This is a genomic window from Halomonas sp. HNIBRBA4712 (assembly GCF_043558675.1).
Lineage (GTDB): Bacteria > Pseudomonadota > Gammaproteobacteria > Pseudomonadales > Halomonadaceae > Vreelandella.
The window spans coordinates 12,769-27,870 of record NZ_JBIFXR010000014.1; the positions used below are offsets into that span (position 1 = coordinate 12,769).

14 protein-coding genes are annotated in these 15,102 nt (G+C 64.8%); 11 read left to right on the forward strand and 3 right to left on the reverse strand.

Annotated elements, in window-relative coordinates; all coding sequences use genetic code 11:
- Window positions 1-14 precede the first annotated feature (14 nt).
- Window positions 15-950 (forward strand): AEC family transporter, encoded by a 936-nt coding sequence (locus ACGK9R_RS16955; protein WP_394583475.1) that lies wholly within the window; start codon window positions 15-17, stop codon window positions 948-950.
- Window positions 951-961: 11 nt separating this feature from the next.
- Here ACGK9R_RS16955 and ligB read toward each other — a convergent pair whose 3' ends face one another.
- Together ligB and metK are read right to left on the reverse strand one after the other, a co-directional pair.
- Window positions 962-2,725: an NAD-dependent DNA ligase LigB gene (gene ligB / locus ACGK9R_RS16960; protein WP_394583477.1), complete on the reverse strand. Its 1,764-nt coding sequence runs from the start codon at window positions 2,723-2,725 to the stop codon at window positions 962-964.
- Between the two features lie 111 nt (window positions 2,726-2,836).
- Window positions 2,837-4,057 carry a methionine adenosyltransferase gene (metK, locus tag ACGK9R_RS16965; protein ID WP_394583479.1) on the reverse strand — a complete coding sequence of 407 codons (1,221 nt, stop codon included), beginning with the start codon at window positions 4,055-4,057 and terminating at the stop codon, window positions 2,837-2,839.
- Window positions 4,058-4,294: 237 nt separating this feature from the next.
- Between metK and tkt the strand changes: the two genes are divergently transcribed.
- The 10 genes from tkt to ACGK9R_RS17015 all read left to right on the forward strand — a co-directional run bounded on the left by tkt (window position 4,295) and on the right by ACGK9R_RS17015 (window position 13,580).
- Entirely contained in the window at window positions 4,295-6,283 is a 1,989-nt protein-coding gene (gene tkt / locus ACGK9R_RS16970; RefSeq protein ID WP_394583481.1) for a transketolase, read from the forward strand.
- A 23-nt stretch (window positions 6,284-6,306) separates the two neighbouring features.
- Window positions 6,307-6,660: a CidA/LrgA family protein gene (locus ACGK9R_RS16975; RefSeq protein WP_394583483.1), complete on the forward strand. Its 354-nt coding sequence runs from the start codon at window positions 6,307-6,309 to the stop codon at window positions 6,658-6,660.
- A complete protein-coding gene (locus ACGK9R_RS16980; RefSeq protein WP_394583485.1) occupies window positions 6,650-7,372 on the forward strand; it encodes an LrgB family protein in 723 nt (240 codons plus the stop codon). Before ACGK9R_RS16975 ends, ACGK9R_RS16980 begins: the two co-directional genes overlap by 11 nt.
- Before the next feature lie 63 nt (window positions 7,373-7,435).
- Entirely contained in the window at window positions 7,436-8,479 is a 1,044-nt protein-coding gene (locus ACGK9R_RS16985; RefSeq protein WP_394583487.1) for a type I glyceraldehyde-3-phosphate dehydrogenase, read from the forward strand.
- Between the two features lie 62 nt (window positions 8,480-8,541).
- Window positions 8,542-9,711: a phosphoglycerate kinase gene (locus tag ACGK9R_RS16990; RefSeq protein ID WP_394583489.1), complete on the forward strand. Its 1,170-nt coding sequence runs from the start codon at window positions 8,542-8,544 to the stop codon at window positions 9,709-9,711.
- A 45-nt stretch (window positions 9,712-9,756) separates the two neighbouring features.
- Window positions 9,757-10,821, forward strand: a complete 1,065-nt coding sequence (gene fba, locus ACGK9R_RS16995; RefSeq protein ID WP_394583490.1) for a class II fructose-bisphosphate aldolase — start codon at window positions 9,757-9,759, stop codon at window positions 10,819-10,821.
- Window positions 10,822-10,951: 130 nt separating this feature from the next.
- Window positions 10,952-11,296, forward strand: coding sequence for a hypothetical protein (locus ACGK9R_RS17000; protein WP_394583492.1), 345 nt, complete (start codon window positions 10,952-10,954; stop codon window positions 11,294-11,296).
- Between the two features lie 209 nt (window positions 11,297-11,505).
- Window positions 11,506-12,258, forward strand: coding sequence for an HAD-IA family hydrolase (locus tag ACGK9R_RS17005; RefSeq protein WP_394583494.1), 753 nt, complete (start codon window positions 11,506-11,508; stop codon window positions 12,256-12,258).
- Complete coding sequence (locus tag ACGK9R_RS17010; RefSeq protein WP_394583495.1) at window positions 12,242-12,616, forward strand: translation initiation factor Sui1; 375 nt, start codon at window positions 12,242-12,244, stop codon at window positions 12,614-12,616. Before ACGK9R_RS17005 ends, ACGK9R_RS17010 begins: the two co-directional genes overlap by 17 nt.
- Window positions 12,617-12,671: 55 nt before the next feature.
- Window positions 12,672-13,580, forward strand: coding sequence for a nuclease-related domain-containing protein (locus ACGK9R_RS17015; RefSeq protein ID WP_394583497.1), 909 nt, complete (start codon window positions 12,672-12,674; stop codon window positions 13,578-13,580).
- Here ACGK9R_RS17015 and ACGK9R_RS17020 read toward each other — a convergent pair.
- Window positions 13,577-14,908 carry a deoxyguanosinetriphosphate triphosphohydrolase gene (locus ACGK9R_RS17020; protein ID WP_394583498.1) on the reverse strand — a complete coding sequence of 444 codons (1,332 nt, stop codon included), beginning with the start codon at window positions 14,906-14,908 and terminating at the stop codon, window positions 13,577-13,579. The genes ACGK9R_RS17015 and ACGK9R_RS17020 overlap by 4 nt on opposite strands.
- Window positions 14,909-15,102 lie beyond the last annotated feature (194 nt).

Sequence of the window (15,102 nt, forward strand, 5' to 3'; positions counted from 1 at the left end):
CGTCTGGACGCCTCATGGATCTCTCCCTTGCCACGCTACTGGGCCCGCTGCTGACGCTTTTGAGCTTCGTGGCGCTGGGGCTCGTCGCCGCCCGGCGGCTTCAAGTGGACCCGCGCCCCATCGCGACCCTGCTGGTCTACGTGATCGCGCCGCTCACCGTCTTTCGCGCGCTGATGAACGGCGAGCCGACCGCGGATTATCTGCTGCTTACGCTATCGCTTTTTTTACTTACAAGCACCATGGCGCTGGTGGTCAACGCGTTGGCGCAGCGCCACTTCGGCGCCCACGAGGCGGCGCTTCTGGCGTTCTCTTCGGGCACCGGCAACACCGGCTACTTTGGCCTGCCGATCGCGCTGATTCTGCTGCCGCCGGAAGGGGTCACGCTCTATCTGTTCTGCATGCTGGGAATCAACCTCTACGAGTTCACAGTGGGCTTCTACCTGAGCGCGCGCGGTCAGTTTTCGGTGCGCCAGAGCCTAATCAAGATCAGCCGGCTGCCGCTGCTCTACGCGTTTGGCTCGGCGCTTTTGCTCAGCGCGCTGTCGATACGGCTACCCGAGCCGGTGATGACGTCGCTTTCCGTGTTTCCAGCAAGCTATACGCTGCTGGGCATGATGATCATCGGCATGACCCTGAGCCAAGTGAAGCTGGCCGCCTGGGACAGCCGCTTCGTGCTCGCCTGCGTGGGGCTTCGTTACGTGGTGTGGCCGCTGTTGATGCTTGTCATCGTGCTCGCACTTGCCGCCTTCACGCCGCTTTCGCCCACGCTTGGGCTGGCGCTTTTGCTCTTGAGCGTGGTGCCGATGGCCTCCAACGTGGTGGTGGTCGCCATGGAGCTTGGCATCGAGCCGCAAAAGGGGGCGCTGGCGGTGCTGGTTAGCACGCTGCTGGCGCCGCTGCTGATACCGCTGTACCTGGGTGTCATGCTGTCGCTGACCGGGCTTGGTTAGAAGGCCGCCGTTTAAAAACCGGCCACGCCGAAGGCGCGTAGCTGGATCGCCATGCGCTCGATCTCGGGGTGGCTGAAAAACGCCGCCAGCGCTTCGCTGCGCACGGGGCCGACGCCGGGGCGGGCCTCCCAATCGGCTGCGCTTAACGCCTTTAGGGTGTCCCACTCCTGCAGGCGCGCGTCCGCTCCCGGCGGTACGCCAAGTGCCGCAAGCCAGGTCGCGAAGGAGGCGCCGCGTGCCTGGTCAAACGCGCTTAAAAGCGTTTCGGCGCGCGCCTCGCCGATGCCGGAAACCTGCGTGAGCGCCTCGCGACTCAACCGCTGCCAGCCCAGCAGATCGTCCACTGCCCCCGCCTCCAGCAGCGCCCGCCAGGTACCTTCGCCCACGCCGCGCATGTTCAGCCGCTCGCCAAGGTAAGTCAGCCGCGCCAAAAGCTGATCGAAACAGCCCGGCGTCAGCGAAAAGCAGCTCAGAAGATGATAGCGCTCCGGCGTTGGCGGGGTCAGCTCGGCGCGCTCGCGGGTGTGCCAGACCACCTCATTTACCTGGGGGATGGTGAGCCCGGCCAGCGCGACGGCGATCTGGTCGCCGGGGCGCACGTCCCACTCGCGCCAGCGATCGAGCGAGCCCAGTGACACCCGCGTGATGCGCCGCCCGTCGAGCTCGACCGGGTAGAGGTGGAGCAAAGGCGTGATACGCCCGGTGCGGCCGACGCGAAACTCGACGCCGCGCACCTGGGCCAGCGCCTGGCTCGGCGGGTACTTCCAGGCCACCGCCCAGCTCGGCGGCGAGGACGACCAGCTCTGGATCCCGGGGCGCTTGGCCTCTTTGATCACCACGCCGTCGGTGGCGAAGGGCAGCGGCGCGTTGAACCAGCTCTCGCGCCAGTAGCCGGCGTCGCGCGCCTCATCGAGGCGGTGAGTGTAGGCGGCGGTATCGAAGCCCAGCGCCGTGAGGCTGGATAGCCTTTCGGCCATGTCGGTCGGCCCATCCGGCCAGTCCCAGACGAACAGACCAACGCCCTCGAGCGCTTGCACACTCGGCGCGCGCTGGGCCATCACGCCGGCCACTCGCCCGCGGGCGCCGCTCTCCGGCGTTTGGGCCTGAACGTGATCATCCAGGCGCCAGTAGAGCTCGCCCTGAAAAATCGCGTCGATGGCCTGGGGCAGCCGGTTGGGCACTGCGGGGAGCTCCAGCGCCCGGGGCGTCCAGTTCTGACCGCGCTCGCCGTCGCCGCGGCTGACGGCCTCGATCAGCTCGCCGGCTTCATAGGCGAGCGTCACCGCCACGCCGTCGACCTTGGGCTGAATCCAGAGATTGTCGCGGCGAGTGGTGAAGCGGCGCACGCCGGCTTCGTCGGTTTTCTCGAGCCCGGTCTGGGCCGCCGGATGGGCGCGGGTGGAAGTAGTGCGGGTTGAGGTGATCCGGGTGGGGCTTTCGCGGGTAGAAGTCGTGCGAACAGCGTCAGGGCGGGACGCCTCAGCCTCCAGCACGTTGTCGAGCGGCCGGTGATTCGGCGTTTGCCCCAGACAGCGCTGCCACTGCGCAAGCCGCGCCGCGGCCTGGTCGTAGAGCGTGTCGCTGACCAGCGCCACGCCCTCGCCGTGGTAGCTCAAATCCCACAGTGCGATCTGCTCGGCGAGCGCCCGGGTTTCGAGCGCGAGCCGCTCATCCGGCCAGGGTGGGCAGTCGTCGGCGCGAGCACCGGGCACCAGCAGCGCCAGCGCGGTCAGCAGCGTAAAAAGAGAAGAGAGCGTGCGCCCTGCGATCATCATGGCTTGGCCCCAGGCTAACTATTCATAACCAGCCTAGGGCAGAGGCCGCGCTTTCGCCCATAAAAAACGCCCCCGGCAGAGCCGAGGGCGCAGTGTCGAGCGTGGGACCGTTTAGAGGCCGGCGGCGCGTTTGAGCGCCTCCGCCTTGTCGGTCTTCTCCCAGGGGAAGGCGGTGAAGGTCTCGGTGCGGGTCTCGCCCTTGTCGTCGATCCAGGTGTAACTATGCTCGAAGGGCTCGCGACCGAAGTGGCCGTAGGCGGCGGTGAGCTGGTACATCGGGTGCAAAAGATCGAGCATTTTGGTGATCGCGTAGGGGCGCAGGTCGAAATGCTCGCGCACCAGTTTGACGATGGTGGCGTCGTCGATCTTGCCGGTGCCGAAGGTGTCGATGGAGACGGACGTCGGCTCGGCCACGCCGATGGCGTAAGAGACCTGAATTTCGCACTTGTCGGCCAAACCTGCCGCGACCACGTTCTTGGCCACGTAGCGCCCGGCGTAGGCGGCGCTTCTATCGACCTTCGACGGATCCTTGCCGGAGAACGCGCCACCGCCGTGACGGGCCATGCCGCCGTAGGTGTCGACGATGATCTTGCGCCCGGTCAGGCCGCAGTCGCCCACCGGCCCGCCGATCACGAACTTGCCCGTCGGGTTAATGTGGTACTGGGTCTTGTCGTCGAGCCACTCGGCGGGCAGGACTTCCTCGATGATCTCGCGCTGGACCATGTGGCGCAAGTCCTCCTGGGCGATCTCCGGGTCGTGCTGGGTCGAGAGCACGACGGCGTCGACGCCGCAGGGCTGGCCGTTTTGATCGTAGCGGAAGGTGACCTGGCTCTTGGCGTCCGGGCGCAGCCACGGCAGTAAGCCATTCTTGCGAAGCTCCGCCTGGCGCTCCACCAACCGGTGCGAGTAGTGGATCGGCGCCGGCATGTAGGAGTCGGTCTCGTTGGTGGCGTAGCCGAACATCAGGCCCTGGTCGCCGGCGCCCTGGTCCTCGGGCTTGGAGCGATCCACGCCCTGAGCGATCTCCACGCTCTGCTTGCCGATCAGGTTCACCACGCCACAGGTGGCGCCGTCGAAGCCGACTTGCGACGAGGTGTAGCCGATATCAATAATCACATCGCGCACCAGAGTTTCCAGATCGACCCAAGCGGAGGTGGTGATCTCACCGGCGATGATCGCCACGCCGGTTTTCACCAGCGTCTCGCAGGCCACGCGCGCCTGCTTGTCCCGGGCGATGATCGCATCCAGCACCGCATCGGAAATCTGATCGGCAATTTTATCGGGATGCCCCTCGGAAACAGATTCGGAGGTGAACAGGGAATATTCGCTCATTACGCGCTGGGCCCTCATACGACGGCTGCCGGACGGCAGCATCAGAAAAATCGCGGCAGGAGGCACCCTGCGCGAGTGTCAAAGCGGCGAGACCGCATCAAACGCTGAAGTTTACACATGTGGCGCGCTTCTTCCCACAACGTGCCCCCTTAATTTGCCGATACCGGGGAAGTCAGCGACAATAGCGCCTTTCCTGTTCTCGATATCCGTTTACCGTTTAAAGGCGAGGAGCACCCCATGCCGTCCCGTTTTGAGCTGGCCAACGCCATTCGCGCCCTTTCCATGGATGCCGTCCAGAAGGCCAAGTCCGGCCACCCCGGCGCCCCCATGGGAATGGCGGATATCGCCGAGGTGCTGTGGAACGACTACTTGAAGCACAACCCCGAGGATCCGAAGTGGGCCGACCGCGACCGCTTCGTGCTCTCCAACGGCCACGGCTCGATGCTGCTCTACTCGCTTTTGCACCTCACCGGCTACGACGTGAGCCTGGAGCACCTGCAGGCGTTTCGCCAGCTCCACTCGCCCACCGCCGGCCACCCGGAGTTCGGCTACGCCCCGGGGATCGAGACCACTACCGGCCCGCTGGGTCAGGGCTTTGCCAATGCCGTGGGCTTTGCCCTGGCCGAACGCACCCTGGCCGCGCAGTTCAACCGTCCGGGCCACACCGTGGTCGATCACCACACCTGGTGCTTTCTCGGCGACGGCTGCCTGATGGAGGGTGTCTCCCACGAGGCAGCGTCGTTTGCCGGTACCCAACAGCTGGACAAGCTGATCGCGCTGTATGACGACAACGGTATCTCCATCGACGGCGAGGTCGAGGGCTGGTTCACTGACGACACCGCCAAGCGCTTCGAGTCCTACGGCTGGCACGTGGTGCCCAACGTCGACGGCCATAAACCCGATGAGATCAAGGCCGCCATCGAGCTGGCCAAACAGAGCGACAAGCCGAGCCTGATCATCTGCAAGACCATCATCGGCTTCGGCGCGCCCAACAAACAGGGCAAGGAGGACGCTCACGGCGCCCCGCTGGGTGACGAGGAAGTGGCGGCGGCGCGCCAGCAGTTGGGTTGGGAGCACGCGCCCTTCCATATTCCCGAGCCGGTCTACTCCGCCTGGGACGCTCGCGAGGCGGGTAAAAAGCAGCAAGAGGCTTGGGAGGAGCGCTTCGCCCGCTACGCGGACGCCCACCCGGAGCTCGCCCGCGAGTTCCAGCGCCGCATGAAAGGCGAATTGCCGGCCGAACTTGGCACCGAAGCGCTGATCGAGAAAGCCCAGGAGAAGGGCGAGACCCTCGCTTCGCGCAAGGCATCTCTACTGGCGCTCAACGCCATCGGCCCGCAGATGCCGGAGCTTCTTGGCGGCAGCGCCGATCTCGCGCCGTCGAACCTGACCTATTGGGAAGGCACCCGGGCGATCACCGCCGAAGACCCGAGCGGCAGCTACCTGCACTACGGGGTGCGCGAGTTCGGCATGGGCGCGGTAATGAACGGCATCGCTCTGCACGGCGGCTTCGTGCCGTATGGGGCGACCTTCTTGATCTTCATGGAGTACATGCGCAACGCCGTGCGCATGGCCGCGCTGATCGGTAACCACGCCGTCTACGTGTTCACCCACGACTCCATTGGCCTTGGCGAGGATGGCCCGACCCACCAGCCGATCGAGCAGCTCACCAGCCTTCGCACCACGCCGAATCTCGCCACCTGGCGCCCGTGTGACGCCGTCGAAACCATGGCGGCCTGGGACGCGGCGCTCAAGCGTCGCTCGGGCCCCACGGCGCTGGTGCTGTCGCGCCAGAACCTGCCGCACCAGGCGCGTACCCGATCGCAGCTGACCGATATCCGCCGCGGCGCCTACGTGCTGAAGGAGAGTGGCGCCACGCCGTCGCTGATCCTGATCGCCACCGGCTCGGAAGTGGCGCTGGCCATGGACGCCGCCGCCGCACTCGAAAGCCAGGGCCACGCGGTGCGCGTGGTGTCGATGCCTTCGACCGACCGCTTCGACGAGCAGGACGCCGAGTACAGGGAGAGCGTGCTGCCCCGCGCGGTGACCAAACGCATCGCCATCGAAGCCGGCCACGCCGACTACTGGTACAAGTACGTGGGTCTCGGCGGCCGGGTGATCGGCATGACCACCTTTGGCGAGTCCGCCCCGGCGGGCGATCTGTTCAAGCACTTCGGCTTTACGGTCGAGAACGTGGTCGAGCAGGCCCAACAGCTTCTGGGCTGATCGCGCCCGCGCGCTGAGTTTCGATGCCTGCACTGAGCGGTTTTCTCTGGCTGTTGGGCTACTACCTGATCGGGGAGGCGGTGATCCGCCTCTCCGGTCTGCCCGTTTCCGCCGGCGTGGTCGGGATGCTGTTGCTGACCGCCACGCTCATGCTGCTTCGCCGTGTGCCCGCCGCTCTGGCCGCCGCGGCGCAGCCCCTGATCGCGCTATTGGCGATGCTGATCATGCCCGGCGTGGTCGGCGTGTTTTTCATTCTCGACGAGCTCGCCGGCCAATGGCTGACGATTCTCGTTGCCTTGATCGCGGGCACGCTCTTGAGCGTGGCCACCACGCTGTGGCTTCTTAAACGCCTGATGAACACCGCCCATGAACGCTGATGGTTTGATCGATACGCTGGCCGCCTCGCCGCTTTTTGCCGTGGCGCTCACGCTTTTGGCGTTCATCGTCGCCAACGTACTGTTTGTGCGATTGAAGCGCCCGGCGTGGCTGCCGGCAGTGCTGATCGCCGCGCTTTTGCTGGCCGGGATGCTGGCGCTGCTTGGCCTGCCCTACGCGCGTTACCGGGAAGGCGCCATGTGGCTGACACTCCTGTTGGGGCCGGCCACCGTGGCGCTCGGCATGCCGCTTTATCAGCAGCTGCCTCACATTCGCGCGCTATGGCGGGAGCTCGCCGTATGCCTGCCGATCGCGGCGAGCCTGGCGGCCTGCTACGCGCTGGGGCTTGCCTGGCTGATGGGGGCGCCAACCGATATTCTCGCCTCGCTTGCCGCCAAGTCGGTCACCGCGCCCATCGCCATCGGCGTAACCGAAACGATCGGCGGGTCGGTGGCGCTGATGCTCGGCGCGCTGCTGGTCACCGGGGTGGCCACGGCGGCGTTCACCGGGCCGGCGGCGCGGCTTTTAAAGATCGAGGACGAGCGCATCATTGGTTTTACCCTCGGGCTCAACGGCCACGCCATTGGCACCGTGCGCGCCTTCGAGCTAAGCCCTACCGCCGGCGCCTTTGCCTCGCTCGGCATGAGCCTGACCGGCATCTTCACCGCGCTAATGCTGCCGCTGGCCTGGCAGCTGGTAGGAGCCGGGACCTGAAATACGCTATGATCACGCGAGTTTACGGCCGTCTGGCCACCACCGTTTGACAAAGAGCTGCCCATGGCCGAACCCACGCCCGCCTTTCGTATCGCCATTAACGGCTACGGCCGCATCGGCCAGTGCGTGCTGCGCGCGCTGGTCGAGCGCGACCTGCCGACGGTCGAGATCGTGGCGATCAACGAGCTGTCGGATTTGGCCACGATCGCGTACCTCACTCGCTTCGATACCACCCACGGCCGCTTTCCCGCCGAGGTGGAGAGCGACGGTGATGCGCTGATCGTCGATGGCCGGCGCATTCAGGTGCTTAATGAGCCCGACCCGACGCGCCTGCCCTGGCGCGAGCTCGGCATCGACCTGGTGCTCGAGTGCTCGGGTAGCTTCAAGGATCGCGCTACCGCCGAGAAGCACTTGGCCGCTGGCGCCAAACGGCTTTTGTTCTCGCAGCCGGCGGAGTCCGACGTCGACGCCACCATCGTCTGGGGCATCAACGAAGACACGCTGTCGCTCGACCAGCGCATCCTCTCGGCGGCCTCCTGCACCACCAACTGCCTGGTGCCGCTTCTCACGGTCCTCGACGAGGCGCTGGGGCTTGCGCACGGTGTGACCACCACCATTCACTCGGCGATGAACGACCAGCCGGTGATCGACGCCTACCATCAAACCGACCTGCGCCTGACCCGCTCGGCGATGCACTCGATCGTGCCGGTGGACACGGGCCTGGCGGTGGGTATCAGCCGCCTGATGCCGGCGCTCAAGGGGCGCTTCGAGTGCCTGCACGTGCGCGTGCCGACCATCAACGTCTCGGCGATGGACGCCGCGCTCACCGTGAACCGCGACACCGACGCCCAGGAAGTCAACGCGCTGCTTGAGCAGGTATGCCGCACGCGGCTGGCCGGGGTGCTGGACTACAGCGAGGCGCCGATGGCCTCGAGCGACTTCAACCACGACCCGCACTCGGGCATTCTGGACGCCACCCAAACGCGCGTCGCTGGCAAGCGGCTGGTGAAACTGCTCTGCTGGTTCGACAACGAGTGGGGCTTTGCCAACCGCATGCTGGATATCAGTCAAAGGCTTGCTTCGCTCGCCGCGCCCCCGGAGCGCTGACGCCTGACCGCCAACCCTCTTGACGCCAACTCTCTTACGCCAACTACAAGGAAGCCGCTTCGATGAACGTGCAAAAGATGTCCGAACTGTCGCTGAACGGGAAACGCGTACTGATCCGCGAGGATCTCAACGTCCCGATCAAGCAGGGCCGCGTATCGAGCGACGCGCGCCTGCGCGCCGCGCTGCCGACCATTCAGGCGGCGGTGGACGCCGGCGCGAAGGTAATGTTGATGAGCCACTTGGGTCGCCCCACGGAAGGTGAGCGCGCCGAGGAGTTTTCGCTGGCCCCGGTCGCCGAGCACCTGGCTGAGCTTCTGGGTCAGCCGGTCACGCTTGCGACCGACTACCTCGACACCGCGCCTACGCTCGCAAACGGCGACGTCGTGCTGCTCGAGAACGTGCGCTTCAACGTCGGCGAGAAGAAGGACGACGAGGCTCTGGCCAAGCGCTACGCCGCGCTTTGCGACATCTTCGTGATGGACGCCTTCGGCACCGCCCACCGCGCCCAGGCCTCGACTCACGGCGTAGCGCGCTTTGCGCCCAGCGCCTGCGCCGGGCCGCTGCTCGCCGGCGAGCTTGAAGCGCTCGAGAAGGCGCTGGCCACGCCGAAACGCCCAATGGCGGCGATCGTCGGCGGCTCCAAGGTCTCGACCAAGCTCGAGGTGCTGAACGCCTTGGCTGAAAAGTGCGACCAGCTGATCGTCGGCGGCGGCATCGCCAACACCTTCATCGCCGCGGCGGGCTATAATGTCGGCAAGTCGCTGTACGAGGCGGAGCTACTCGACCAGGCCAAAGCGCTGATGGCCCACGTCGATATTCCGATTCCCACCGACGTGGTGGTGGCCACCGAGTTTTCCGAGTCCGCGCAAGCGACGGTCAAGCCGGTCGATCAGGTGGCGGATAACGAGATGATCCTCGATATCGGCCCGGACACCGCGGCTCACCTGGCCGGGCTCTTGAAGGATGCCGGCACGATCCTGTGGAATGGCCCGGTGGGCGTGTTCGAAATCGATCAGTTCGGCAAGGGCACCGAGGCGCTCTCGAAAGCGATCGCTGAAAGCCCGGCATTTTCGATCGCCGGCGGCGGTGATACCCTGGCCGCCATCGACAAGTACGCCATCGGTGAGCGCGTCTCCTATATCTCTACCGGCGGCGGCGCCTTCCTCGAATACGTCGAAGGCAAGGCACTTCCCGCCGTAACGGCGTTGGAAGCGGCCGCCCGCGGCGCCTGACCCTACATACACCGACCCTCAACACAGACAACCCAAGGTGATCTCATGGCTTTGATTAGCATGCGCCAGATGCTCGACCACGCCGCCGAACACGGCTACGGCATTCCGGCGTTCAACGTCAACAACCTCGAGCAGATGCGCGCCATCATGGAAGCGGCGGACAAGACCGACTCGCCGGTGATCGTCCAGGCCTCCGCCGGGGCGCGCAAGTACGCCGGCGCCCCGTTTCTACGCCACCTGATTCTGGCGGCGGTGGAAGAGTTTCCGCACATTCCGGTGGTCATGCACCAGGACCACGGCACCAGCCCCGCGGTGTGCCAGCGCTCGATCCAGCTTGGCTTCTCCTCGGTGATGATGGATGGCTCCCTGGGCGAAGACGGCAAGACGCCGATGGACTACGACTACAACGTCGACGTCACCCGGCGCGCGGTCGAGATGGCGCACGCTTGCGGCGTTTCCGTCGAAGGTGAGCTGGGCTGCCTGGGCAGCCTGGAAACCGGCATGGCCGGCGAAGAGGACGGTATCGGCGCCGAGGGTAAGCTCGATATGGAGCAGCTTCTTACCGATCCGGAAGAGGCCGCCGCCTTCGTCAAGGCGACCCACGTCGACGCCCTGGCGATCGCCATCGGTACCAGCCACGGCGCCTACAAGTTCACCAAGCCGCCGACCGGCGACACGCTGTCGATCCAGCGTATCAAGGAGATCCACGCGCGCATTCCGGATACCCATCTGGTGATGCACGGCTCCTCCTCGGTGCCCCAGGAGTGGCTCGAGATCATCAACCAGTACGGCGGCGAGATCCCGGAAACCTACGGCGTACCGGTCGAGGAGATCGTCGAGGGCATCAAGCACGGCGTACGCAAGGTCAACATCGACACCGACCTGCGCCTGGCCTCCACCGGCGCTGTACGCCGTTTCATGGCGCAGAACCCCTCCGAGTTCGACCCGCGCAAGTTCCTGAAAGAGACCGTCTCGGCCATGCGCGATCTCTGCATCGCCCGTTACGAGGCCTTCGGCACCGCCGGTAACGCCAGCAAGATCAAGCCGATCAACCTGGAAACCATGTTCGAGCGCTACGCCCGCGGCGAGCTGGACCCGAAGGTCAAGTAATCGCTCGATGTGCAGTTACTCTCAAGGCGGCCCTGGCCGCCTTTTTTCTGTCTGGCGCTTTCGAAAACACTTGTTGCAGCGCAGCAATGGCGTACCATGAGGTGATCGCCCACTCACTCAGGTAACGGCCATGAAGCACTCGACTTCCCCTTTCAGCGCTCCGTTCATTCCCATGATGGGTATCTGCAGCGCCACGATGATGGCACTCGAGCTTTGGAGCACGTCGCTTTCGACGATCGCCCAGCGCCAACACCTGTGGCAGACCCAGCCGTTTTTCAGCCCCTCGATGATGCTCGAGAACCAGCGCATGGTGACCGAGAAGATCGAGGCGAGCGTCGAAGCGGGCATGGCGATGCAGAAGGCGTTTTTTGGCGCGATGAACGGCCATTACGCCCCCTGGTGGGACACCAGTCAGAAAACCATGTCGCCCTATCACCGCCGCAGCCGGGCCAACTCGCGGCGCCTGTCACGCTAGCCGTCTTAAGGCTGAAACCGCAACTCAAGGGTTTTGTTTAACTTTTTTTGAACATTTCGCGCTCGAAGGGCCTCAAACGGGCCATTCGGGCGATTTTCGTTTGTAAAAAATTATAAAACAGTGTTCACAAAGGTCTGAAAATCCCGTTCAATAGGACCATCGTAGGATTTTTAACCACCACCCGCAGCCAAACGCTGCAAGGATCATCGATGCCGCTACCACTTTTGTTGTTCGATTGTGATGGCACTTTGGTTGATAGCGAACCCCTTCTGGCCGACGAGATGGCCACCGCCCTGAACGGTGTGGGCTTGCCCTTCGAGCGCCGTGACTATATGGGCGAGTTTCGCGGCGCGCGCTTTCGCAATATCGTGGCCGAGCTTCAGACGCGTTTTGGCGCCGTCGACCCGGAGCGCCTCGAGCAGGCCGAGCGCGGGATGCGCGACAATCTGGCCAGGCGCCTGGCGCGCGAACTCGTTACCCTTCCCGGCGTTACCGCAACGCTTGCAAACCTTGCTCACTTTCCCAGCGCCGTGGTTTCCAACGGCCCCGAGAGCAAGATCCAGACAGCGCTCAACGCAACGGGGCTCGCCGCCTACTTCGGCAAACGTTTCTTCAGCGGCTATACCGCCAACTGCTGGAAGCCGGAACCCTGTCTTCATCTGCACGCAGCCAGTATCATGGGTTTCGCCGCCCGCGATTGCATCGCCATCGACGATGCGCTGGTGGGCGTTCGCGCCGCGCTCAAGGCGGGGATGACGGTGATCCACCTCAACCGCTTTCCCGCTGCGGAAACCACGCCGGACGGCGCGATCGAGATCGAGCACATGGCGCAGCTGCCGAGCGTGGTGAAGCGCCTGGTCCAACGGCGCGAAAGCGCCATCCGCCGGGCGGAAACGACTCTTTCAGAAACGACTCTCTCGGAAACGGGGTTTGCAGAGAAACGGTATGGCTTCATTACGTGACCAGCTCGGTGGTCTTGTCTATTCGACCGAGCAGGGTCGAACCTGCCCGGATTGCCGCGCGCCGATCAGTGATTGCCGCTGCGATGAGCAGAGTGAGCAGGCAAGGCTCGCCTCGCTCGACGGCATCGTGCGTATTCGCCGCGAAACCAGCGGGCGCAAGGGCAAGGGTGTTACCACACTGAGCGGCATTCCGCTGGCCGGCGAGGAGCTCAAGACGCTGGCCAAAACGCTCAAGAAGCGCTGCGGTACCGGCGGCGCCGTCAAGGAGGGCGTGGTCGAGATTCAGGGCGATCATCGTGATACGCTGAAAACCGCGCTCGAAGCGATGGGTTACAAGGTCAAGCTGGCAGGCGGCTGACCGGCCCGGCGCACCACCCGCAGAGAGGAATTCTGCTCACCGGTAAGGCACTGCAATGGCTTGGCTGGAGTATCTGCTACCGCTCATTTTCCTGTTCCCGCTGGCCGCCATGGCCAGCGTTGTCATGGCGCTTCGTAGCCTGCACGATGCGCAGGTCAAATCCCCTTTCGACGCGCCGCTGCGCGAACCCGGCCAGGCGCTACGCGCGCGCCTCGACCAGGCCTACTCGAGCCTGTTTCTCAACGGTGCCCTCGGGCCGCTCGTAAGCCTCGCTCCGCTGGTCTATGGCATGGGGCGTATGCTCTTCGTGATGCATCAGGATTGGATCGAATGGGCGCTTTACGGGCTTCTATGTACGGTGCTGGTGGTGGCGTTTTCGCTGCTGCTGATTCGCGACTATCAGCGTATTCGCCGCTTGAAGCTGGGGCTTGCCTGCGAACTCGCGGTGGGTCAGGAGCTCGAGCGGCTGATTCGCCCGGAGGCGCACCCCTACTACGTTTTTCACGATGTGCCGACCGACAGCTTCACCATCGACCACGTGGTGGTCACGCCTCACGGCGTGTTCGTGGTCGAAACCCGGGCGCGGACGCTGGCGATCGCCCCCGACGGGCGCGAGCTCAACCAGGTCGCGGTGGAACGCGAGCGCCTGCGCTTCCCCAACTGGCAGGAGCGCCGGCCGCTGCACAAGACCCGCCAGGGCGCGCGCTGGCTTTCCCAGTGGCTCGAGAAGCGCTGCGGGGTACCAGTCAAGGTGCGCGGCGTGCTGGTGCTGCCGGGCTGGGAGATCGATACCTCGGAAGCCGCTTCTGACGTGCTGGTGGTCAGCGGCGAGCAGCTCTCGCGTCAGCTCACCGAGCTTGCGCCGGGAACGCTGCCGGACGCCATTCACGACAAGATCATTCACGTGCTGCTCGAGCACTCGCGGCTCATGGCCCCGCGCCATCTGCGCGGGCCTTCGGTTTAATCGCCGCGCAGCCGGCCGCCCATCTCCTGAGCGAGATCGACGGCGTAATGGTCGGTCATCCCACCGATGAAATCGAGCATGCGCCGGTAGCTGTCGTAAAGACTCCAGGAAGGCAGCGGCGTATTCTCGCCGATCAACGCCAGTACCCGCTGATGCTTGAACGAGCTCTGCCCGGTATGGTGAAGCTCGTGAGCGGCGCCGATGAAGGCCTCCAGCAGGATACCCAGCGTGGTATAGGCGCCGATCTCGAGCTTCGCCTTGCGCTCGTTTTGAAAGATGCGCTCGCGGGCGAGCTGCTTGGCCGCCTGTACGCCCCACCCCAGATCCGGATGACAGAGTTCGAGCAGGTCCTCGCCGAGGGTGCCGCTCAATAGCGCCTGCTCGTTCTGCACGAAGACCGACGCCACCTCGTTGACTGCCCGCTCCATGGCCGCGCCGCGCAGTAGCGCAATGCGCCGGCGTTGGGAGACGTTGCGCTCGAGCATGGCGTCGTACTCCGGCGGAAACTCGCCGGCGATCTGGCGCAGGATCTCGACCACTTCCTCGTAGCGCAGAATGCCCATCTCGAGCCCGTCTTCCAGGTCGAGCAGGGCGTAGCAGATATCGTCGGCGGCCTCGACCAGCCAGGCCAGCGGGTGGCGACACCAGCGCTGCTCGCCCTGGGGCAGAAGGCCCACGGCTTCGGCTACTTCCGCCAGCAGCGTCTGCTCGGACTGATAGCAGCCGAACTTGCCCATGCGTCCGCCGTAGCGCACGGTCCAGGGGTACTTCAACAGCGTGCCAAGCGTCGCCGCCGAGAGGCGCATACCGCCGTTGAACTGGTTGTATTCGATCTGGGTAATGACGCGAAAGCCCTGAGCGTTGCCTTCATAGGTAAGCAAGTCTTCACACTCGGCATCCGAGAGCCCTTCGAGCAGCCCACTGCCCTGGGCGCGGCGAAACCAGTCACGAATGGCATACTCGCCGGCGTGGCCGAAAGGCGGGTTGCCGATATCGTGGCCAAGGCAGGCGGTCTGCACGATCACGCCGAGATCCGCCGGTGTGATCCATTCGGGAAGGCGCTCGCGCAATAGCTCTCCCACGATCATGCCAAGCGAGCGGCCCACGCAGCCGACTTCCAGCGAGTGGGTCAAGCGGGTATGAATATGGTCGTTCTCGGTCAGCGGGTGCACTTGGGTCTTACGCCCCAGGCGCCGAAACGAACCGGAAAAAACGATTCGATCGTGATCCTTGTGAAACGGCGTGCGCCCCACTTCACGACCGGTGGCCGAGCGCTTGTCGTGCAAGCGGCGAGGCGAGAGCAGCTGCTCCCAGCGCATCTGTGTCATGACGGTCCTCCTTGAGGAGAGCATTCTGACATAAAAGGTGCACAGGCGGCACTTGGGGTGTGCCGGGTGTGAATCGTGAGTCGTGAATCGTGAATCGTGAGAAGGCTGCCGGGGCGGGCCGAGGCGTCAGGGCCCGTAATGAGCTCCGGGCTGACAGGGAGGGGTTGTGGGAGGGCGCTTCAGCGCGCGAACGG